Here is a 20,562-nt window from a genome sequence, read left to right as displayed (position 1 = left end):
GTCGGGGCCGCGGCAGCGCGGCCTGGCGTTGTCAGGGTGCAGCCTAGGGTCAACGCGCGTAGCTGTCAGGAACCTGCGAGTAACGAGCTGGTATCCACGGCCTGACGATTCGTCTGCCCGCTCTCGGTCCGCCCGCCCGTCCCGGCTCAGATCCGGGGCTGCGCCGCCAACTGCTGGTCGGCCCGGTCCCGCTCGGCCACCGCGTCCTCGGTCATCGCCCGGTCGGTGTACACCAGCGGCTTCTCGGCCTCGGTGATGATGTGCTTGACCACCTGCACGTTGCCGTTGACGTCCCACACCGCGATGCCGGGCGACAGCGTCGGGATGATCTCCACCGCCCAGCGCGGCAGGCCGAGCACCCGGCCGGTGGCCCTGGCCTCCTCGGCCTTCTGCATGTAGATCGTCCGGGTCGAGGACATCTTCAGGATCGCCGACGCCTCCTTCGCCGCCGCCCCGTCCACCACGTCCGACAGGTGGTGCACCACCGCGACGAAGGACAGGCCCAGCCGGCGGCCGAACTTCAGCAGCCGCTGGAACAGCTGCGCCACGAACGGGCTGTTGATGATGTGCCAGGCCTCCTCGACCAGGAAGATCCGCTTCACCCGGTCCGGCCGCAGCCAGGTGTGCTCCAGCCAGACCCCGACGATCGCCATCAGGATCGGCATCGCGATCGAGTTCCGGTCGATGTGCGACAGGTCGAAGACGATCAGCGGCGCGTCCAGGTCGATGCCCGCCGAGGTCGGCCCGTCGAACATGCCCCGCAGGTCGCCGTCGACCAGCCGGTCCAGCACCAGCGCCACGTCCAGGCCCCAGGACTGCACCTCGCCGACCTCCACGCCCAGCGACTCCACCGCCGACAGGTCGGGGCTGCGCAGCGTGTCGATGATGTCGGTCAGCACCGGCTGGCGGTGCCGCACCGTCGCCGTCACGTGCGCGTGCGCGGCCTTCAGCGCGAAGCCGGCCCGCTCCTCCAGGCCGCGGCCCATCGCCACCTCGATGATGGTGCGCAGCAGCGACAGCTGGCCGGTGGTGGTGATCGCCGGGTCCAGCGGGTTCAGCTTCACGCCGCCGTCCCGGGCCGCCAGCGGGTCCAGCCGGATCGACTTGATCCCCAGCGCGTTCGCGATCAGGTTCCACTCGCCGACGCCGTCCTCGCCCTGCGCGTCCAGCACCACCACCTGGCGGTCGCGGAACCTCAACTGCCGCAGCACGTACGTCTTCTCCAGCGCCGACTTGCCGTTGCCGGACTCCCCCAGCACCAGCCAGTGCGGGGCCGGCAGCTGCTGGCCGTACAGCTGGAACGGGTCGTAGACGTAGCCCTTGCCGCTGTACACCTCGCGGCCGATGATCACCCCGGAGTCGCCCAGCCCGGGCGCCGCCGTCGGCAGGTACACCGCCTGCGCCTGGCCGCTGGAGGTGCGCACCGGCAGCCGGGTGGTCTCCACCCGGCCGAACAGGGTGCTGGTGAAGGAATCGGTCAGCTTGCCGAGCATCGACGGGCCTCCGGGTGGGTCAGCGGGTCAGCGGCGGATGCCGGTGGCGAACGGCAGGGTGTTGGCGAACGCCCGGTGGTGCTCGCGGTCGCACCACTCCAGCTTCAGGTAGCTCTTGCCCGCCGACGCCCGGATGGTGCGCTTGTCCCGGGCCAGCGCCTCCGGGCTGCGCGAGGACACCGTCAGGTAGCCGACCAGGTTGACCCCGGCCGCGCCGGACGCCAGGTCGTCGCCGCGCTGGTCCACCCGGCCGGTGTGCGCCAGGTCGCGCGGGTCCACCGTGCGGTTCATCTTCGCCGCCCGGCTGGCCTCCGCCTCGTCGTTGGTCTTCTCGGTCAGCATCCGCTCGATCGCGACGTCGGTCGGCTCCAGGTCCATGGTCACCGCGACCGTCCGGATCACGTCCGGCGTGTGCACCAGCAGCGGCGCCAGGAAGTTCACCCCGACCGGGGTCAGCGGCCACTCCTTGATCCACGCGGTGGCGTGGCACCAGGGCTCCCGGGTCGCCGCCTCCCGGGTCTTCGCCTCCAGGTACTGCGGGTGGGTGGCGTCCAGCTCGGCCGGCCAGGCGTTGCGCCGGCTCATCGCCTGGATGTGGTCGATCGGGTGGTCCGGGTCGTACATCGAGTGGATCAGCGACGCCAGCCGGGCCTGCCCCAGCGGCTGCCGCACCCGGATGTCCGCCTCCGCCAACCGCGCGCAGATGTCGGTCAGTTCACGCGCCATCACGGTCGCCAGGCCGTCGTCGCTGCGGTCCCGCTTCGCCTCGTCCCGCCCGTACGCGGTGCGGCCCATCGCGTGCGCCTCGGCCGCCAGGTCCCGGGTGTAGTGCATGCAGGCCACCAGGTACGCCCGGTGCTGCTCCGAGGAGGTCGACACCATCGACTGCAGCTGGTCGTAGCTCTCCTGCAGCCAGCGCGGCGCCGCGTGGTCGCCGCGCCGCGCCACGTCCTTGGCGTGCGCGTCCGGGTCGGCCGGCAGCGTCCGGGCCAGGATCTGCAGCCGGGTCACGAAGCCGTCGCCGTTGGCCACGTGCTTGAGCAGCGTCCCGAACCGGTCGACCAGCGCCTCCTGGTCCTCCGAGTCGCGCAGGCCCACGCCCGGGCCCTCGATCTCGATCGCCGCGGTCACCGTCCGGCGCTCCAGGTGCATCAGCACCGCGACCTCGTCCGGCCCGAACGGCGCGCTCAGCCAGCGCAGCCGCCCCACCCCCGGCGGCGGGCCGACCTCCACCTCGCGGCCGTCCAGCCGGGTGCCCGCCTCGTGCACGTCCGGCCGCCAGACCGCCCGGCCGCTGCGCACCGTCCGCCGGAACGTCCGGTTGATCTCCACCCACTTGTAGAACGTCCGCCGCCGGTACGGCACGTACACCGCCATGATCGCCAGCAGCGGGAAGCCCACCAGGCCCGCGATCCGCAGCGGCAACAGGCTCGGGATCAGCCCCCACACCATGCCCAGGCCCGCGCCGGCGATGATCAGCACGATCTCGCCGTTCTCCCGGTTGCGCCCGATCGGCGCGTTCGGACGCGCCTTGCCGATCAGGTAGCTGCGGCGCTGATGGGCGTACTGGGTGCCGTACTGGCCGAGCTGTTCGCCGCTCATCTACCGGTCACCCTCCCTTCGGGTTGTTGACCGGAGACTGGACCTGGGCCTGCGCCGGCGGCGCGGCCGCCCGCGGCGGGTTCGCCGGACGGGAGGCGTGCGCCGCGATGCCCGCGCCCGCCCCGCCCCCGCCGGCCGGGGCGCCGCCGCCACCGCCCGCACCCTCCGCGCCACCGCGCGAACCGTGCGTCGAGATGCCCTGCTTCACGAAGTTCGCCGGGCCGTTGATCATCGCGCTGCCGGCCTGCACCGCGCTCGCCCGGGCGTTGCGCATCGACATCAGCTCGTCGCCGAAGCCCGGCACGAACCGGTACACCGCCGCGCTCGCGAAGATCGACAGGAACAGGATCGCCAGCCCCGCCAGCACCCGGCTGAAGTCGTCGTCCGCCCCCGCCCCGGACGCCACCGCGCCCGCCAGGCCCAGGATGACCACCACGATCGGCTTCGCCAGGTCCACCGCCAGCATCATCGCGGCCCACCGGCGGACGTGCTTCCACATCTGCTTGTCCACCAGCCCCGCGTACACCGCCGTCCCCAGCAGCGCGCCCACGTACAGCATCGCCGCCCGGATCACCAGCTCCACCCACAGCACCGCCGCGGCCAGCACCGCCACCAGCGACACCAGGATCAGGATCAGCGGGCCGCCGCCCATGGTGCCCTTCTCCAGCGTGTCCGCGAACCCGCCCAGGTACGTGCCGGTGTCCGACTTCGTCCCCGAGGCGATCGCGTCCGTCAACCCGTCGGTCACCGTCACCACGGTGTACAGGATCAGCGGCGTGAACGCCGACGCGATCACCGTCAGCCACAGGTACCCGACCGCCTCGCCGAACGCCTGCCCCAACGCCGCCCCGCGCACCGCCCGCTTCGTCACCGCCAGCAGCCACAGCACCAGCGTGATCACCGTCGACACCGCGAACACCACCGCGTACTGCTGCAGGAACGCCGCGTTCGTGAAGTCGACCTTCGTCGTCCCGTCGATCGCCCCCGACAACTGCCGCACCACCCAGGCCGCCGCCTGCGCGCACCCCTTCGCCAACGACCCCAGCGGATCCGTCACCCCCGACACCGCCCCGCTCCCGGGAATCACGGTGGCCCCGGGCGGGGCGCACAGCTTGTCGGCGCCCGGCACCGGCACGTCCACCGTGCAGGAGGGCTGGGGGCTGGGCGACGGGGTCGCGGCGGTGGCCGCCCTGACCACCGCCAGGAGCGCCACTTGGAGCGAAGCGGTCGCCCCGGCCAAGACGGCGACACGGCGTCCGAGGCCGCCACCCGCTCCGTCAGCGCGCATAGCGGAAACCTCCGAACTGCTGGACGGCACCCGAGATCTCCTCCGAGGTCGCGGCCTGTTGGTCAGCGGGCAACGGGGCCGGGCCTGCCTTCCGGCTGTAGTCGATGATCTTCCAGTCGCTGCCGGTCCAGCGCATCGTGATGTCGAGCGTGTACCAGCTGGCGGTGACCGGGATCTCCGAGGCCTTGCCGGTCATCCCCACCAGCGAATTGCACCAGACCTCCACCTTCGTCCCGGTGTCCGAGTAGTTCGCCAGCTTGGTACCGATCGGGATGGCGCGGCTGATGAACGTCATGCCGACCGGCGCCCGACCCTCGGCACTGAGCCCGTAGCGGGCGTTGGTCTCCGGCGTGAAGGCCTGGTCGAGGCGGGTCTGCAGGGTCTGGACGGCGGTGGGGTCGGCGATGGTGGTGAGGACGGTGCGGCGGGAGTCGGCGCGGAACATGTCGGTGGAGCCGAGCGCCACCGCGTAGTTGGCGGCGGCGGACTGCGCGCCCTGGTCGGTGTGCGGGTAGCCGGTGCCGATGCCGTTGACCGCGGTGCCGACGGGCTGTTGGCCGCTGGCGGCGGTGCGGTCGGGGGAGGCGCCGGCACCGGCGGGGGCGCGGTCGCCGGAGGTGGTGGTGGCGGTGCGGTCGACGGCGGGCTTGTCGCGGTTGGCGACGGCGACGGCGACGACCAGCAGGGTGACGATGCCGAGGACGGTCAGGAGGGTGCGCAGCGGCCTGGCCGGTCGGCCGCCGGCGGGGGCGTTCTGTTCGGCGACCGGTAGCCGCGTACGGGTGTGCGGCTGGTCGTCGGACAACGGCACGGGGCCCTCCTGGTGGGCGCCGTCGCGCGGGGCGCGGGGCGGCGTGACGGGTGCTCGGCGGGGAGGCGGGGAACGGTGGGGAAACGCTGCGGTCGGAGCGGGCGGCGCGAGGTCGATCGACGCCGCCGGGGCGGCAGTTGTCCGATCGTCAGGTCGTCAGATGGCCATGCCGTACACAATGGTGAACAGCGTGCCGAGCGAACCGATGATGAACACGCCGGTCAGGCCGGCGACGATCAGCCCCTTGCCCTGCTCGGCGCTGAAGGTGTCGCGCATCGCGGTGGCGCCGATCCGCTGCTTGGCCGCGCCCCAGATGGCGATGGCGAGGCAGACCAGGATCGCCACGGCCATCACGACCTGGACCATCACCCGGGCCGAGGAGCCGAGGGTGGCGAACGGGCCCCAGTCGGGGGCGATCCCGCCGATGATGGTGTCGATGTCGGCCTTCTTGGGCGGGTCCTCCGCCAGGTACCGGATCACTGTGCTGTCCACGTTCAGGTCCATCCCATCTCACCGCCCGATCAGGAAAATTCAAGGCCCCGGACCACGGTCGAGCGAAGGGGCAGGTCCTATTCTTGGCCAGATCTGACGTCGACTTGGCTGCTTCTCGCGGATTGCTCGTGGCTGGCCGGACGCCTCCGCCAGGATGTCCGGTGGCGACAAGGATACTTCCCGCCCCTGGTATCTGTGATGATTGCACCGGGCAATTGCGTAACAGGACATGGCCGCTGACGTTCTGTCGGGATGGTGCTTGATGGTGCTGCGGAAGGCTCGGTTGGCGGCTGCCGGCTCGGCGGTGCTGATGATCGGTTTCGTGGGCGTCGTGACGGTCGGGACGTACGCGGCCAGCGGGGTCCCCGGGCAGTCCGCCGCGCAGCCCGGGCTCTCCGGCGGGACGGTGCCGGCCGCGTACCGGGCGCACATCCAGCAGTGGGGCGCGCTCTGCCCGGAGATCTCCGGGCCGCTGCTGGCCGCCCAGCTCTACCAGGAGAGCGGCTTCGACCCGAAGGCGAGGAGCCAGGTCGGGGCGATGGGCATGGCCCAGTTCATGCCGGGCAGCTGGGACGCCTTCAGCGTCGACGGCGACGGCGACGGCAAGCGGGACGTCTGGAACCCGCTCGACGCGATCGCCTCCGCCGCCAGCTACGACTGCCTGCTGGCCCGGCAGGTCGCCAACGTCCCGGGCGACCGGCAGGCGAACATGCTGGCCGCCTACAACGCCGGCCCGGGCGCGGTCTCGCGGTACGGGGGCGTCCCGCCGTACCAGGAGACCCAGGGGTACGTCCGCAGCATCCAGACCCTGGCGAAGTCCTTCACCGCGCCGGCCGACCCGGGCGTGCAGCTGGCGCTGTCCAAGGAGGCGGCCGGGGCGATCTGGTTCGCGCAGAGCAAGCTGGGCACCGACTACCTGTGGGGCGGCACCGGGCAGGAGTGGGAGAACGGGCGGTTCGACTGCTCGGGCCTGACGAAGGTCGCGTACGAGAGCGTCGGCATCGAGCTGCCCCGGGTGGCCAACGACCAGTGGTACGCCGGGCCGCACCCCTCGCGGGACCAACTCCGGCCCGGCGACCTGGTGTTCTTCGCCAACGACCTGGACGACCCGCGGACCATCCACCACGTCGGGATCTACGTCGGCGGCGGCTACATGATCGACGCGCCGCACACCGGCGCCAAGGTCCGCTACGACACCATCGACCAGCGGGACTACATCGGCGCGACCCGGGTCACCCCGGACGGCGCCGCCGCGCTGCCCACCCGGAACATGGGCGACGGCACCATCACCCGGAGCCAGGCCCCGAAGGCCGACTGACCGGAACCCCCGCCTCCCCGGGCGGCATGTGCACGCCCGGTGGACGGTCAGTCAATTTTCCATAACGGTGCGTTTCCGGGGAAACCGCGGCGGCCTTGATCGCGTTGACTCAGGAGGCTGCCGGTCGTCCGCACCCGGAAGCACCACGACCTGGGACCACCGCGGAGAGCCGACAGGGAGGTGCGGCGTGCCGACGCTGCTCGCCGACGCCGGAACCGGTTCGGGCGACCCCGACCTCGGGCTGCTCAAGGCCGTCAACGGCCTGGCCGCCGACGCCCCCGGCTGGCTGGACTCACTGGTCGCCTGGACGGCCGAGTACGGCATCCTGCTCGGCCTGGCCGCGATCGGCCTGACCGCCTGGCTGACCGCCCGCCGCCGCCCGGACGCCCCGGTCGCGGTGGCCGGCGTGCTGTGGGCGCCGCTCGCCGTCGCCATCGCCGAACTGGCCAACCTGCCGGTCTCCCGGCTGGTCGACCGGCCCCGCCCGTTCGTCACCCACCCCGAGCTGGACGTCCTGGTGCCCGGCAAGGAGGACACGCTCTCCTTCGTCAGCGACCACTCGGCGATGTCGATGGGCATCGCCGTCGCGCTGTTCCTGGTCAACCGCAGGCTCGGCCTGGCCGCCGGGGCGCTCGCCCTGCTGCAGGGCTTCTGCCGGCTGTTCGTCGGCGTGCACTACCCGACCGACGTGCTGGGCGGCTACGCGCTGGCCACCGCGGTGGTGCTGCTGCTGGCGCCGATCGCGATGGCCGTCCTGGTGCCGCTGTGCCACGCGCTGTCCCGGACGGCGCTGCGCCCGCTGGTGGCGGCCCGGGTGCCCGCCGCGGGCGCCGGCGGCCGCCGGTCGGCCGGTGCGGGCGCCCGCCGCTCGGGCCGCCGGGCCGGGCCGGGCCGGGGGCGCGAGCCGGAGCGGGACCGCGAGTCGGACCTGGCGGCCTGAGACCGCGGCAGCGCCGGGGGGCGGAACGGGCAGGCGGCGGGGCGTTCAGCCCGCCTCGGCCACCGGGCCGGCGTTCTCGGCGAGGTGTCCGGCCGCGTCCCGCCGGGACTTGTCGCGGGAGCGGCGGGCCGGGGCGGACCAGCCGCAGGCGCACTGCGCGAAGCTGAACGAACCGCGCTCGACCACCTCCGTCCGGTGCTCGTCCGGGTGGTCGTCCGCTAAGGCTCCGCCGGGTGCCCCTGCACGCTGTTCTGCCACATCCTTCACCGTATCCCGGCCCGGCGGCCCGGCCTCCCGTCGGTCCGGTGAACAACGGCGTAACCTTCCGCGCCCCCGCTCGTTTGCCTGGCAGGCGCTCCCGCCCATCCGGGGTGGCAGCTCGCCGGGTCATCCCGGGTCGTCCGGGGCCCGAGGGGGTAGTCGAAGAAGTGAAGACGCTCAACCGGGCCGCGGCCGCGGCCCTGCTCGTCACCGTGCTGTCGGCCTGTAGCGGTGGTGGCCAGGAGCGGCCGAGTTCGGCCGACCAGCTGTCCGGCGACCCGCTGACGGCGGTCCGCTCGGCGGCCGACATCACCGGCCGGACCGGGTCGGCCCGGGCGGCCACCGAGCTGGTCACCGAGTCCGCCGACAAGAAGGCGGTCTTCAGCGGCGGCGGCGGCTACGACTACGTGAAGCGGATCGGCCGGCTGGAGATCGACGTCCCGCCCGGCGCCGCCACCACCGGGAAGATCACCGAGGTGGTGCTGCCCGGCACGGTGTACCTGCAGAACAGCGGCGCGAAGATCCCCGAGGGCAAGTGGGTCAAGCTGGACGTGCGCCAGCTCCCGGACGGCAACCTGGTCAGCTCCGGCGCGACCGACCCGGCCACCGCGGCGGGCGCGCTGCGCGGCGCCCAGCACGCCGAGCTGGTCGGCACCGAGACGGCGGACGGGGTGGAGCTCAAGCACTACAAGGGCGTCCTCGACCTGGCGAAGGCCGCCGACGCGACCGGCGGCCGCGGGGCGGACGGCCTGCGGATGGCGGCCCAGACCTTCACCGCGAAGGAGGTCCCGTTCGAGGTCTGGCTGGACGGCCAGGGCCGGCTGCACAAGGTGGTGGAGACCTTCGCCTTCGCCGGGGTGGCCGGGTCGACCGCGCCGAAGGACCAGGTCAAGGTGGTCTCCACCCTGTCGCTGAGCGAGTTCGGCAAGCCGGTGGAGGCCGCCGAGCCCGCCGCCGCCGACATCTACTCGATGAAGGCCAGTCCCTCGCCGAAGTGACCGCCGCTGTGGCCTGCCGCGGGCCGGGCCCACCCGTTTCGGACGGCAGAGATGGCCCGTCCGTGCCATGTGGCCCGGCCCGCCGCTCCCTACGCTGGTACGGGGCGGGCACACGGCCGGGCGGCGGAAGGGGTGGAGATGGCATCCGGGGACAGCGGCGCCGGCGGCCACGACAGAACCGCGCTGGACGAGATCGACCTGACCGGGGAGCTGATGATCGCCGCCTCGGCCAGCCGCGCGGAGCGGCTGGCCGCCGAGCAGATCGACGAGGTGCTGCTGGCCCGCCGCGATCCGGCTCCGGGCGAGGCCGACTGACGGGGCGCCACCGGGCGGGGCGTCAGTCGGCGGGGCGTCGGCGGATGGGGCGGCTCAGGTGCGGAGCAGTCGGGCGATCGCCGCGCTGGCCTCGGCGACCTTGGCGTTCAGCTCCTCGCCGCCGTCCTCGGCGGCCGCGGCGGCGGCCACGCAGTGCCGCAGGTGCTCCTCCAGCAGGGAGAGCGCGAAGGACTGCAGGGCCTTGGTGGAGGCGGACACCTGGGTGAGGATGTCGATGCAGTAGACGTCCTCGTCGACCATCCGCTGCAGGCCGCGGATCTGGCCCTCGATCCGGCGCAGCCGCTTGAGGTGCGCCTCCTTCTCGCCGCTGTAGCCGTGCGGCCCGGCACCCTGGGGGGCGCCGTGGCAGGCCGCCGCCGGCGCGGTCTCGGTGGCCGGCGCGGTGCCGGCGCTCGGGGTGTCGATGGTGGTCATCCGGTCCGCCCTCTTGGTCTCGGTACTCGGCTCATCTTCCAACACGCGGCACCGGTCTGGTGTTCCGCCGTCCGGGCGTCAGGTCAGAGATCCCCGTGCAGGGCGGGAGCAAACCGGCGTGTCGTGGGACACACTTAGGGCGCGCGTCGGCAACCCCGTGTTCAGGTGAGGGGGGCGTGCGCCTAGCATCGTCAAGTACCGACCCCGCACATCGGAGATTTCCGTGCGTTTTAGCCTGACCCCGAAGGAGACGAGCTTCTACGACATGTTCGCCGCCGCGGCGGAGAACCTGGTCGTCGGATCGAAGCTCCTGCTGGAACTACTGGGCTCGGACGTGTCAGCCCGCGCGGAGATCGTCGAGCGCATGCGCGCCGCCGAGCACGCCGGGGACGACACCACCCATGCGATCTTCCACCAGCTGAACTCCTCGTTCATCACCCCGTTCGACCGGGAGGACATCTACAACCTGGCCTCCTCGCTGGACGACATCATGGACTTCATGGAGGAGGCCGTCGACCTGGTCGTGCTGTACGACATCGAGACCCTCCCGAAGGGCATCGAGCAGCAGATCGAGGTGCTGGCCCGGGCGGCCGAGCTGACCGCGGAGGCGATGCCCAACCTGCGGTCGATGTCGAACCTCACCGAGTACTGGATCGAGGTGAACCGGCTGGAGAACCAGGCGGACCAGATCCACCGCAAGCTGCTGGCCCACCTGTTCTCCGGCCAGTACGAGGCGATCGAGGTGCTGAAGCTCAAGCAGGTCGTGGACGTCCTCGAAGAGGCCGCCGACGCGTTCGAGCACGTGGCCAACACGGTGGAGACCATCGCCGTCAAGGAGTCCTGACCTCCGTGGACATGGCAGCACTGATCGTCGTCATCGGCGTCGCATTCTTCTTCACGTACACGAACGGCTTCCACGACTCGGCGAACGCGATCGCCACCTCGGTCTCCACCCGGGCGCTGACGCCCCGGGCGGCGCTGGCGATGGCCGCGGTGATGAACCTGGCCGGCGCGTTCCTCGGCAGCGGGGTCGCGAAGACCGTCTCCAAGGGGATCATCGAGACCCCGACCGGCAGCAAGGGCATGGCGATCCTGTTCTCGGCCCTGGTCGGGGCGATCACCTGGAACCTGGTCACCTGGTACTTCGGCCTGCCGTCGTCCTCCTCGCACGCGCTGTTCGGCGGCATGGTGGGCGCGGCGCTGGCCGGCGGCATCGGGGTGGTCTGGCACGGCGTGGTCGACAAGATCATCGTTCCGATGATCGTCTCGCCGATCGTCGGCCTGGTCGGCGGCTTCCTGGTGATGCTGGCGATCCTGTGGATCTTCCGGCGGGCCAACCCGCACCGGGCCAAGCGCAACTTCCGGGTGGCGCAGACCGCCTCGGCGGCCGCGATGGCGCTGGCGCACGGCCTGCAGGACGCGCAGAAGACCATGGGCATCGTGGTGATGGCCCTGGTCATCTCCGGCCACCAGACCGGCAACGGCATCCCGATCTGGGTGAAGATCTCCTGCGCCACGATGCTCTCGCTGGGCACCTACGCGGGCGGCTGGCGGATCATGCGCACCCTCGGCCGGAAGATCATCGAGCTGGACCCGCCGCAGGGCTTCGCCGCCGAGGCCACCGCCTCCGCGGTGATGTACACCACCTCGTTCGTCTACGCGGCGCCGATCTCCACCACCCACGTGATCACCTCGGCGATCATGGGCGTGGGCGCCACCAAGCGGATCCGCGCGGTCCGCTGGGGGGTGGCGAAGAACATCGTGCTGGGCTGGTTCATCACCATGCCGGCCGCCGCGATCGTGGCCGCCGCGATGTTCGGGATCGTGAACCTGCTGGTCCTCTGACCGGCGGTGAGCAGACAGCGGAAGGGCCCGCCCCCACAGCACGGGGGCGGGCCCTTCCCTTTCTGACTCCGCGGCGGCACCGCCATGCAGCGCCGCGGAGCAGTTCTCGGTGCGGCCCGGTGCGGGCGCGCGGGCCGGTCAGCCGAAGCGGCCGGAGATGTAGTCCTCGGTGGCCTGGACCGACGGGTTGGAGAAGATCCGCTGGGTGTCGTCCAGCTCGATCAGCTTGCCGGGCTGGCCGACGCCCGCCAGGTTGAAGAAGGCGGTGCGGTCGGAGACCCGGGCCGCCTGCTGCATGTTGTGGGTCACGATCACGATGGTGAACTGCGACTTCAGTTCGCCGATCAGGTCCTCGATGGCGAGGGTGGAGATCGGGTCGAGGGCCGAGCAGGGCTCGTCCATCAGCAGCACCTCGGGCTCGACCGCGATCGCCCGGGCGATGCACAGGCGCTGCTGCTGGCCGCCGGACAGGCCCGCGCCGGGCTTGTTGAGGCGGTCCTTGACCTCGTTCCACAGGTTGGCGCCCTGCAGCGAGCGCTCCACCACGCCGTCCAGCACGGCCTTCTTCTTCACGCCGGCCAGCTTGAGGCCGGCCACCACGTTGTCGTAGATCGACATGGTGGGGAACGGGTTGGGGCGCTGGAACACCATGCCGACCGAGCGGCGGACGGCGACCGGGTCGATGCCGGCGCCGTACAGGTTCTGGTCGTCCAGCAGCACCTTGCCCTCGACCCGGGCGCCGGGGATCACCTCGTGCATCCGGTTCAGGGTGCGCAGGAAGGTGGACTTGCCGCAGCCCGAGGGGCCGATGAAGGCGGTCACCGAGCGGGGCTCGATGGTCATCGAGATGTCCTCGATGGCGCGGGTGGAGCCGTAGTAGGCGGACAGTCCGCTGACGTCGATGCGCTTGGCCATGGTCTTTCGTCTTCTCTCGTCTGTTCGAACGTCAGTCGGTGTCAGTGCCCGCCCTTGGGCGAGCGCCAACGCGCGATGCCCCGGGCGATGAGGTTGAGACCCATCACGAACGCGATCAACACCAGGGCCGCGCCCCAGGCGCGCTGGTAGCCGTAGTCGTTGTTGATCTGCGAGTACTGCTGCCAGATGTAGAGCGGCAGCGACTGCTGCGGTCCGTTGAACGGGTCGCTGTTGATGAAGTCGGCACCGAAGACCAGCATCATCACGGGGGCGGTCTCGCCGGTGATGCGGGCGACGGCCAGCATGACACCGGTGGTGATGCCGCCCACGGCCGTGGGGAGGACGATCCGCAGGATGGTCTTCCACCTCGGCACACCGAGGGCGTACGAGGCCTCGCGCAGCTCGTTCGGGACGAGCTTGAGCATCTCCTCGGTGGAGCGGACCACCACCGGCATCATCAGGATGGCCAGCGCGAGGCTGCCCGAGAAGCCGGAGTACTGGAAGCCCAGGGCGATGTTCCAGAGCGAGAGGACGAACAGGCCGGCGACGACCGACGGGATGCCGGTCATGACGTCGACGAAGAAGGTGACCGCCCTGGCGAGCCGGCCGCGGCCGTACTCCACCAGGTAGACGGCGGTGAGCAGGCCGATCGGGGCGGCGATCAGGGTGGCGAGCAGGACCTGCTCGATGGTGCCGATGATCGCGTGGTAGATGCCGCCGTCCGGGCTGAGGGTGGCGGCGATGCCCTTCATCGAGTGGGTGAGGAACTCGGGGCTGATCGCGCCGATGCCCTGCTGCACGGTGTAGAAGGTCAGGGCGACCAGCGGGACCACGGCGCAGATGAAGGAGACCCAGATCAGCGAGGTGGCGAACCGGTCCCGGGCCTGGCGGCGGCCCTCGACCGCGGCCGAGACCGTGTAGCTGACCAGCAGGAACAGCAGCGCCGAGATCAGGCCCCACTGCAGGTGGCTCTTCAGTCCGGCGGCGGCGCCGATGCCGCAGCCGACGGCGATCGAGGCGATCGCGATGCCGGCCGGCGCCCAGCGTGGCAGCCGGGCCGCGGTGAGCCGGTGGCTCAGCTGCGGGGTGGTGTCGGTGACGGTCGAGACGGCACTCACGCGGCGGCCCCCGAGTACTCCTTGCGACGGGCGATGATCATGCGGGCCGCGCCGTTCACCAGCAGGGTGATGACGAACAGGACCAGGCCGGAGGCCATCAGGGCGTCCCGGCCCAGCGGCTGGGCCTCGTTGAACTTGAGCGCGATGTTCTGCGCGAAGGTGCCGCCGCCCGGGTCGAGCAGGTGCAGCGACAGCTGGCTGTTGGTGGACAGCACGGTCGCGACGGCGATGGTCTCGCCGAGCGCGCGGCCCAGGCCGAGCATCGACGCGGAGATGATGCCGGGGCGGCCGAACGGCAGCACCGAGGTGCGGATCATCTCCCAGCGGGTCGCGCCGAGCGCGAGCGCCGCCTCCTCGTGCATCCGCGGGACCTGCCGGAACACCTCGCGGGTGACCGCGGTGATGATCGGCAGCACCATGATGGCGAGCAGGATGCCGACGGTGAACAGGTTGCGGGCCGGGACGCCGGAGCTGGACTGGTCGAAGACGTACGTCCAGCCGAGGTACTCGTCCATCCAGCTGGTCAGGCCGTCCATGTGCGGGACGAGGAACAGCACGCCCCACAGGCCGTAGACGATCGACGGCACGGCGGCCAGCAGGTCCACCAGGTAGGCGAACGGCTGGGCGATCCGGCGCGGCGCGTAGTGCGAGATGAACAGCGCGATGCCGACCGAGACCGGAACCGCGATGACCATCGCGATCAACGCGCTGACCAGTGTGCCGAAGGTGAGGACGGCGATGCCGAAGACCGGCTTCGCGGCGTCCGGCGCCCACTCGAAGGTGGTGAGGAAGTTGCCCTCGTTCTTGCCCAGGGCGAGGAAGGAGCGGTAGGCCAGGAAGCCTGCGATGGCGGCCATGATGACCAGCAGCAGGATGCCCGAGCCCCGCGAGAGGTTGAAGAACACGCTGTCGCCGCGGCGGCTGTCGCCCCGGCTCCGTCGAGTCCGTCCCCGCGCGTCGGCGGGGGGTGCAGAAGTCATGATCGTTTACTCCGGTCTGGCGGCGCTGCCCCGCGGAGGGCGGCACCTTGGCGGCGGTGCCCCGGATGTTCTGTGGTGGTGGTGCGGTGCTGCGTGCGCGACGAACAGCCCGGCCGGGCGGCCCCTCCCCCCTCCTTGGGGGGTCGCCCGGCCGGTCGTCGATCAGGCTCAGGCGAGGGCGTCGACCTGGGTCTTGACCTTGGCCGCGAGCTGGGCCGGCAGCGGCACGTAGCCGACCGCGCCGATGGCCTGCTGGCCGGCCTCGCTGACGGTGTAGTTCAGGAAGGACTTGAGGATCGGCAGGCTGTCGGCCTTGTTGCCCTTGTCGCAGACGACCTCGTAGGTGACCAGGGTCAGCGGGTAGTTGCCCTCGGCCTTGGTCGCGTAGTCGATGTCCAGGGTCAGGTCGGCGCCGGTGCCGGTGATCTTGGCGGCGGCCAGGGTCGCGGCGGCGTTGGCGGCGGTGGCCTCGACCGGCTTGGCGGCACCGGTGTTGATCGCGGCGCTGTTCAGCTTGTTGGTCTGGGCGTAGGAGAGCTCGACGTAGGAGACCGAGTTCTTGACCTGCTTCACCTGGGCCGCGACACCGGCGGAGCCGTTCGCGGACTGGCCGCCCTGGCCCGCCCAGGTCTTCGAGGCCGGGTACTTCCAGGCGCCGCCGCCGGCCTTGGCCAGGTAGCCGGTCAGGTTGGCGGTGGTGCCGGAGTCGTCCGAGCGGTGGATCGCCTGGATGTCGGCGGCCGGCAGGTTGACGCCCGCGTTCAGGGCGGCGATCGCCGGGTCGTTCCACTTGGTGATCTGCGCGTCGAAGATCTTCGCCAGGGTCGGGCCGTCCAGGACCAGCTTGTCGACACCCTCGACGTTGAAGACGATCGAGATCAGGCCGCCGACCATCGGGAGGTCGATCGCCTGGCCACCGGTGCAGACGGTCTTCGAGGTCTCGACCTCGGCCGGCTTGAGGGCCGAGTCGGTGCCCGCGAAGGCGATCTTGCCCTGGTTGAACTGGGTGACACCGGCACCGGAACCGCCGCCGCCGTAGGTCAGGGTGGCGCTGGAGCAGGCGGCGCTGTAGGCGGCCTTCCAGACGTCGATCGCCGGGGTCTGGGCGGTGGAACCCGCGGCCAGCAGCGAGCCGCCCTTGTCGGCGCAGGTGATCTTGGCAGCAGGAGCGGCGCCACCCGACGCCGAGGTGCCGGCGTTGGTCTTCGTGGTGTTGTCGTCCGTGCCGCAAGCCGAGAGCGACAGCGTGGAGACGAGCGCGACGGCACCGATGGCGAGGGCCTTGGAGCGGCCGTTCCGCAGGTTCACTGGGTGTCCCTTTCTGAGGCAATGCCGGTCTCGGAACGACCGGTTTTGCTGTGGTCCGGGGCCCTTCCGGCCCTCCGGTAACCCAGAAGTTAGGCAGGACAGGTGACGCGTCAGCCCGTCACAAATGAACGGGGAGTGAACCTCGAAGGGACGTCAGGAAACTGCGGCCGGTAGTAACGGTTGCGTCACGGTGCGGGCGCGGGCAGATCACCCGTACGACCTGCGCGAACCGGCCGGGCGGCGGTTCAGCCGAACAGCAGGGCCAGCAGGGCGTCCACCAGCACCCGGTCCCGCGGGTGGGTCAGCCGTTCCCGGGCCCGCTTCGGCGGCAGCCACTCCAGCCGGTCGACCTCCCGGTTGGGCCGGAACGCGCCGTCCGTCGGCACCGCCGCCCAGTACCGGACCTCCTTCGGCCGGCCGTGCGCCAGGTAGTGCTGGGTCGGCAGCTCCGCGCCCAGCACGCAGCGCATCCCGGTCTCCTCCAGCACCTCGCGCAGCGCGGCCGCCCGCCAGCCCTCGCCCGGGTCGAGCTTGCCCTTCGGCAGGCTCCAGTCGTCGTACTTGGGGCGGTGCACCAGCGCGATCCGCGGCTTCTTCCGGCCCTTGCCGCTCTTCTTCGGCGGGCCCGGCACCCACAGCACCGCGCCCGCCGCCAGCACCGTCGAACGGGAGCCCGCCGCCGGGCGGCGGCCCGGACGGGAACCGCCCGACCGGGCCTGGACGCGGTCGGGCGGGGAGGAGCGATCGGGCATCAGCGGTACGCGGTCCATCCGGGCGGGGAACGGGGGGCTCAGGCCGGCAGCACCGCCGCCGGACCGACCAGCCCGGGCGCCACCGCCGGCCACTGGCGCCCGAAAGCGTACCGGGCCGACTCGACCTCCAAGCGCTGGTCCGCGTGCACCACGCCCAGCACGTACGCCGTCGCGGGGGTGATCCGCGGCGTGCGGGCCGCCGTCGCCACCGTCGCCGCCGCGTCCGAAGCCTCCTGGTGCCGGGCCAGCACCCCGTCCAGCTCGCGCAGGCCCTCGCCCGGCGCCCCGCACACCTCCAGCGCGTACCTGGCCCGCTTCACCAGGATCCGGGCCCGCAGCCACGGCGCGTCGTCCGCCGCCAGCGCCGCGTCCGCGTCCGCCGCCGTCCGGGCGGGCGGCACCGCGGCCGGCGCCCCGGCCGGTGCCGCGGGCTCGGCCGGGCCCAGCCGGTGCAGCCCCGCCCCGCCGTACGCCTGCGCCGAGCGCTGCCACGGCAGCCGCTCGCCCGCGCCCACCAGCGCGGCCAGCGCCGCGGCGGCCCGCGGCAGCAGCGCCGCGGCCGGCTCGGCCGGGGCGGCCAGCGGCACCTCGCCCGCCAGCAGCGTCATCCGGTCGGCCAGCGCGTGCAGCCGGGCCGAGCGCAGTTCCTGGAGCAGCGCGGTGTGCGCCCTGGTCCGGGCCAGCGTCAGCTGGCGCTCCAGCAGCGCCCGGGCCTTCGGCGCGCCCGCGTGGCCGGCCAGCATGCCGGCGCCGTCCGGCGAGGTGTCGGCCAGCGAGTCGAGCGCGCCCAGCAGCCGGGTCGCCCGCCGCTGGTAGCCCGGCTCCTGGGCGAGCAGGTTGAGCAGCCAGCGCAGCTCGGTGCGCGACTCCTGGGCCCACTGCGGGTCGAACGCGGCGGCGAAGGTGTGCAGCGCCCCGCCGACCCGGCGCACCGCCCGCAGCAGGTCGTCCGCAGCCTGCGCCGAGGCCGGCAGCGCCCCCGGTCTGGAGCCCGCCTCGCCGACCGCCTGCGGCAGGGCGCGCAGGAACGCGCCCGCCTGGGCGGTCAGGTAGCCGGCAAGGACCTCCCCGGCGGTCGCGGCGCGCGCCACCGGGGCCGTCGTCGGCGCATCGGTCATGGCTGTGGCTCTCCCCGATTCCCTCCCTGGGCCTGCCCCAGGGGTGCAGTCCGCCCGCGCCGGTGGTGTCCCGGCGCGGGCGGTGTGCCGCTCAGCGCGCGGCGGCGGAGCCGCGGTTGCGGCGGCGCGAGTCGATCAGCAGGTCCTGGACGTGGCGCAGCGGCCGGCCCTCGGCGTCCTGCGAGTGGCGGGTCCAGGTGCCGTCGGCGCCCAGGTGCCAGGAGTCGGTCTCGTCGGAGACGCCGAGTTCCAGCAGCCCGTTCAGCTCGGAGCGGTGGGCCGGGTCGGTGACCCGGACCAGCGCCTCGATCCGGCGGTCCAGGTTGCGGTGCATCATGTCGGCGCTGCCGATCCACACCTCCGGGTCGCCGCCGTTGCCGAACACGAACAGCCGGGAGTGCTCCAGGAACCGGCCGAGGATCGACCGGACCCGGATGTTCTCGCTCAGCCCCGGCACGCCCGGCCGGATCGCGCAGATGCCGCGCACCCACACGTCGACCGGCACGCCGGCCTGCGAGGCCCGGTACAGCGCGTCGATGACCACCTCGTCGACGATCGAGTTGACCTTGATCCGGACGAACGCCGGGCGCCCGGCCCGGTGGTGCGCGATCTCCCCGTTGATCCGCGCCACCAGCCCGTCCCGCAGCCCGCGCGGCGCGGTCAGCAGCCGCCGGTACGACTCGCGGCGCGAGTAGCCCGACAGCCGGTTGAACAGGTCGCTCAGGTCGGCGCCGACCTGCGGGTCCGCGGTCAGCAGGCCGAGGTCCTCGTACAGCCGGGCGGTCTTCGGGTGGTAGTTGCCGGTGCCGACGTGCGAGTACCGGCGCAGCGTGTCGCCCTCCTGGCGGACCACCAGCGACAGCTTGCAGTGCGTCTTCAGCCCGACCAGGCCGTACACCACGTGGCAGCCGGACTCCTCCAGCTTCCGGGCCCACTTGATGTTCGCCTGCTCGTCGAACCGCGCCTTGATCTCCACCAGCACCAGCACCTGCTTGCCGGACTCCGCCGCGTCGATCAGCGCGTCCACGATCGGCGAGTCGCCGGAGGTGCGGTACAGCGTCTGCTTGATCGCCAGCACGTGCGGGTCGGCGGCGGCCTGCTCCAGGAACGCCTGCACCGAGGTGGAGAACGAGTCGTACGGGTGGTGCAGCAGCACGTCCCGCTCGCGCATCGCGCCGAAGATGTCCGGCAGCGTCGCCGACTCCACGTCGGTCAGCCCGCGCGCGGTGCCCGCCACGAACTTCGGGTACTTCAGCTCCGGCCGGTCCAGGTCGGCGATCCCGAACAGCCCGGTCAGGTCCAGCGGCCCGGGCAGCGGGAAGACCTCGGCCTCGGTGATGTTCAGCTCCCGCACCAGCAGGTCCAGGATGTACGGGTCGATCGACTCCTCGACCTCCAGGCGCACCGGCGGGCCGAAGCGGCGCCGCATCAGCTCCTTCTCCAGCGCCTTCAGGATGTTCTCGGTGTCGTCCTCCTCCACCTCCAGGTCCTCGTTGCGGGTGACCCGGAACGCGTGGTGGGCGAGCACCTCCATCCCCGGGAACAGCTCCTCCAGGTGCGCCCCCATCACGTCCTCCAGCGGCACGTACCGCTGCGGCGACGCCTCCAGGAACCGGGACAGCGACTGCGGCACCTTCACCCGGGCGAAGTGCTTGTGCCCGGACACCGGGTTGCGCACCACCACCGCCAGGTTCAGCGACAGCCCCGATATGTACGGGAACGGGTGCGCCGGGTCGACCGCCAGCGGCGTCAGGACGGGGAAGATCTGCTGCCGGAACAGCGTGTGCAGCCGGGCCTGCTCGGTCTCCGCGAGGTCGGGCCAGCGCACCAGCTCGACGCCCTCGGCCGCCAGGTCGGGCAGCACCTCCTGCTGGAAGGTCGCCGCGTGCCGGGCCATCAGCTCGCGCGAACGGCGCCATATCTGGTCCAGCACCTCGCGCGGCTGCAGGCCGGACGCCGAGCGCTGGGCCACCCCGGTGGCGATCCGGCGCTTGAGGCCGGCCACCCGCACCATGAAGAACTCGTCCAGGTTGGACGCGAAGATCGCCAGGAACTTCGCCCGCTCCAGCAGCGGGATGTTCGGGTCCTCGGCGAGCTCCAGCACCCGCTCGTTGAACGCCAGCCAGCTGCGCTCGCGGTCCAGGAAGCGGCCCTGCGGCAGCTCCTCCTCGTCCGCGCCGCCGGCCACCGGGCTCAGCGTGCCCGCGGCGAACGCCGCCGACACCGCGGCGGGCAGCGCCGTCGCGGCGCGCGGCGGCTCGGCCCCGGACTTCGGCTCGCTCCTCGGCTCGGGCTTGGGCTCGGCCGCCTTGGGCTCGGCCGCCTTGGCCTTGCTCGCGCGGACCGGCACCGGACGCGGCCGCGCGCCCTTGCCGGGCTCCCGGCCGGGCTCCCGGCCGGGCTCCTTGCCGGTGTCCTTGTCGGCGTCCTTGCCGGCGTCCTTGCCGGCGGCGGCCCGGGAACCGGCGCCGGACCTCGCGCCCGAACGGACGGCCGGCTTCTGCTCACTGCTGCGCTCGACCGGGTCGGCCGAGTCGGAGACGGGGCGGGGGATGCTCATCAGTTCCAGCTCC

General features: G+C 72.3%; 20 protein-coding genes. 6 read left to right on the top strand and 14 right to left on the bottom strand.

Annotation, left to right across the window (positions count from 1 at the left end; translation table 11 throughout):
* Positions 1-146: 146 nt before the first annotated feature.
* The 5 genes from KSE_RS21480 to KSE_RS21460 all read right to left on the bottom strand — a co-directional run bounded on the left by KSE_RS21480 (position 147) and on the right by KSE_RS21460 (position 5,698).
* Positions 147-1,493: an ATP-binding protein gene (locus tag KSE_RS21480; protein ID WP_014137439.1), complete on the bottom strand. Its 1,347-nt coding sequence runs from the start codon at positions 1,491-1,493 to the stop codon at positions 147-149.
* Positions 1,494-1,520: 27 nt separating this feature from the next.
* Positions 1,521-3,095: an SCO6880 family protein gene (locus tag KSE_RS21475; protein WP_014137438.1), complete on the bottom strand. Its 1,575-nt coding sequence runs from the start codon at positions 3,093-3,095 to the stop codon at positions 1,521-1,523.
* Positions 3,096-3,102: 7 nt separating this feature from the next.
* Positions 3,103-4,308, bottom strand: a complete 1,206-nt coding sequence (locus tag KSE_RS21470) for a hypothetical protein (protein ID WP_014137437.1) — start codon at positions 4,306-4,308, stop codon at positions 3,103-3,105.
* A 64-nt stretch (positions 4,309-4,372) separates the two neighbouring features.
* Entirely contained in the window at positions 4,373-5,194 is an 822-nt protein-coding gene (locus tag KSE_RS21465) for a hypothetical protein (protein ID WP_014137436.1), read from the bottom strand.
* Positions 5,195-5,350: 156 nt separating this feature from the next.
* Positions 5,351-5,698, bottom strand: a complete 348-nt coding sequence (locus KSE_RS21460) for a hypothetical protein (protein ID WP_014137435.1) — start codon at positions 5,696-5,698, stop codon at positions 5,351-5,353.
* A gap of 250 nt (positions 5,699-5,948) precedes the next feature.
* On the opposite strand from KSE_RS21460, the gene KSE_RS21455 reads away from it, so the two are divergent.
* The gene (locus KSE_RS21455) at positions 5,949-7,004 is read left to right on the top strand and encodes a C40 family peptidase (protein ID WP_014137434.1); all 1,056 of its coding nucleotides are present in this window, start codon (positions 5,949-5,951) and stop codon (positions 7,002-7,004) included.
* Between the two features lie 187 nt (positions 7,005-7,191).
* Positions 7,192-7,944: a phosphatase PAP2 family protein gene (locus tag KSE_RS21450; RefSeq protein ID WP_014137433.1), complete on the top strand. Its 753-nt coding sequence runs from the start codon at positions 7,192-7,194 to the stop codon at positions 7,942-7,944.
* Between the two features lie 45 nt (positions 7,945-7,989).
* Here KSE_RS21450 and KSE_RS43420 read toward each other — a convergent pair whose 3' ends face one another.
* Positions 7,990-8,130 carry a hypothetical protein gene (locus KSE_RS43420; protein ID WP_202524401.1) on the bottom strand — a complete coding sequence of 47 codons (141 nt, stop codon included), beginning with the start codon at positions 8,128-8,130 and terminating at the stop codon, positions 7,990-7,992.
* Positions 8,131-8,372: 242 nt separating this feature from the next.
* Here KSE_RS43420 and KSE_RS21440 point away from each other — a divergent pair, with 242 nt between their 5' ends.
* Positions 8,373-9,203, top strand: a complete 831-nt coding sequence (locus tag KSE_RS21440; protein ID WP_014137432.1) for a LolA-like protein — start codon at positions 8,373-8,375, stop codon at positions 9,201-9,203.
* A 138-nt stretch (positions 9,204-9,341) separates the two neighbouring features.
* A complete protein-coding gene (locus tag KSE_RS43415; RefSeq protein ID WP_167544099.1) occupies positions 9,342-9,518 on the top strand; it encodes a hypothetical protein in 177 nt (58 codons plus the stop codon).
* Positions 9,519-9,572: 54 nt separating this feature from the next.
* Here the strand turns inward: KSE_RS43415 and KSE_RS21435 are convergent, their stop codons facing one another.
* Positions 9,573-9,953, bottom strand: coding sequence for a metal-sensitive transcriptional regulator (locus KSE_RS21435; RefSeq protein ID WP_014137430.1), 381 nt, complete (start codon positions 9,951-9,953; stop codon positions 9,573-9,575).
* 223 nt (positions 9,954-10,176) lie between these two features.
* Here KSE_RS21435 and KSE_RS21430 point away from each other — a divergent pair, with 223 nt between their 5' ends.
* Positions 10,177-10,797 carry a DUF47 domain-containing protein gene (locus KSE_RS21430; RefSeq protein ID WP_014137429.1) on the top strand — a complete coding sequence of 207 codons (621 nt, stop codon included), beginning with the start codon at positions 10,177-10,179 and terminating at the stop codon, positions 10,795-10,797.
* Positions 10,798-10,802: 5 nt separating this feature from the next.
* Positions 10,803-11,798: an inorganic phosphate transporter gene (locus tag KSE_RS21425; RefSeq protein WP_033257788.1), complete on the top strand. Its 996-nt coding sequence runs from the start codon at positions 10,803-10,805 to the stop codon at positions 11,796-11,798.
* A 138-nt stretch (positions 11,799-11,936) separates the two neighbouring features.
* On the opposite strand, the gene pstB is transcribed toward KSE_RS21425, so the two are convergent.
* From pstB to KSE_RS21390, 7 genes are all read right to left on the bottom strand, one after another.
* Positions 11,937-12,713 (bottom strand): phosphate ABC transporter ATP-binding protein PstB, encoded by a 777-nt coding sequence (gene pstB, locus KSE_RS21420; RefSeq protein WP_014137427.1) that lies wholly within the window; start codon positions 12,711-12,713, stop codon positions 11,937-11,939.
* Positions 12,714-12,754: 41 nt separating this feature from the next.
* Entirely contained in the window at positions 12,755-13,831 is a 1,077-nt protein-coding gene (gene pstA, locus KSE_RS21415; protein WP_014137426.1) for a phosphate ABC transporter permease PstA, read from the bottom strand.
* On the bottom strand, positions 13,828-14,811 hold the full coding sequence (gene pstC, locus KSE_RS21410) for a phosphate ABC transporter permease subunit PstC (protein ID WP_014137425.1): 984 nt from the start codon (positions 14,809-14,811) through the stop codon (positions 13,828-13,830). Before pstC ends, pstA begins: the two co-directional genes overlap by 4 nt.
* Positions 14,812-14,979: 168 nt before the next feature.
* Positions 14,980-16,119 (bottom strand): phosphate ABC transporter substrate-binding protein PstS, encoded by a 1,140-nt coding sequence (pstS, locus tag KSE_RS21405; RefSeq protein WP_014137424.1) that lies wholly within the window; start codon positions 16,117-16,119, stop codon positions 14,980-14,982.
* 245 nt (positions 16,120-16,364) lie between these two features.
* Positions 16,365-16,871, bottom strand: coding sequence for an NUDIX hydrolase (locus tag KSE_RS21400; protein WP_014137423.1), 507 nt, complete (start codon positions 16,869-16,871; stop codon positions 16,365-16,367).
* 38 nt (positions 16,872-16,909) lie between these two features.
* The gene (locus tag KSE_RS21395; RefSeq protein ID WP_014137422.1) at positions 16,910-17,989 is read right to left on the bottom strand and encodes a CHAD domain-containing protein; all 1,080 of its coding nucleotides are present in this window, start codon (positions 17,987-17,989) and stop codon (positions 16,910-16,912) included.
* Positions 17,990-18,080: 91 nt separating this feature from the next.
* On the bottom strand, positions 18,081-20,549 hold the full coding sequence (locus KSE_RS21390) for an RNA degradosome polyphosphate kinase (protein ID WP_014137421.1): 2,469 nt from the start codon (positions 20,547-20,549) through the stop codon (positions 18,081-18,083).
* Positions 20,550-20,562: the final 13 nt, after the last annotated feature.

The sequence above is a fragment of the Kitasatospora setae KM-6054 genome (genome assembly GCF_000269985.1).
Lineage (GTDB): Bacteria > Actinomycetota > Actinomycetes > Streptomycetales > Streptomycetaceae > Kitasatospora > Kitasatospora setae.
Note: the sequence above shows the minus strand (reverse complement) of the source record. Positions and strands in the feature narration are given on the sequence as shown.

Excerpts from the sequence above, each read along its gene's own strand:
- KSE_RS21480 (WP_014137439.1), bottom strand. The coding sequence starts at position 1,493 with ATGCTCGGCAAGCTGACCGATTCCTTCACCAGCACCCTGTTCGGCCGG.
- KSE_RS21475 (WP_014137438.1), bottom strand. The coding sequence starts at position 3,095 with ATGAGCGGCGAACAGCTCGGCCAGTACGGCACCCAGTACGCCCATCAG.
- KSE_RS21460 (WP_014137435.1), bottom strand. The coding sequence starts at position 5,698 with ATGGACCTGAACGTGGACAGCACAGTGATCCGGTACCTGGCGGAGGAC.
- KSE_RS21455 (WP_014137434.1), top strand. The coding sequence starts at position 5,949 with ATGGTGCTGCGGAAGGCTCGGTTGGCGGCTGCCGGCTCGGCGGTGCTG.
- KSE_RS43415 (WP_167544099.1), top strand. The coding sequence starts at position 9,342 with ATGGCATCCGGGGACAGCGGCGCCGGCGGCCACGACAGAACCGCGCTG.
- KSE_RS21435 (WP_014137430.1), bottom strand. The coding sequence starts at position 9,953 with ATGACCACCATCGACACCCCGAGCGCCGGCACCGCGCCGGCCACCGAG.
- pstB (WP_014137427.1), bottom strand. The coding sequence starts at position 12,713 with ATGGCCAAGCGCATCGACGTCAGCGGACTGTCCGCCTACTACGGCTCC.
- pstC (WP_014137425.1), bottom strand. The coding sequence starts at position 14,811 with ATGACTTCTGCACCCCCCGCCGACGCGCGGGGACGGACTCGACGGAGC.
- KSE_RS21400 (WP_014137423.1), bottom strand. The coding sequence starts at position 16,871 with ATGCCCGATCGCTCCTCCCCGCCCGACCGCGTCCAGGCCCGGTCGGGC.
- KSE_RS21395 (WP_014137422.1), bottom strand. The coding sequence starts at position 17,989 with ATGACCGATGCGCCGACGACGGCCCCGGTGGCGCGCGCCGCGACCGCC.
- KSE_RS21390 (WP_014137421.1), bottom strand. The coding sequence starts at position 20,549 with ATGAGCATCCCCCGCCCCGTCTCCGACTCGGCCGACCCGGTCGAGCGC.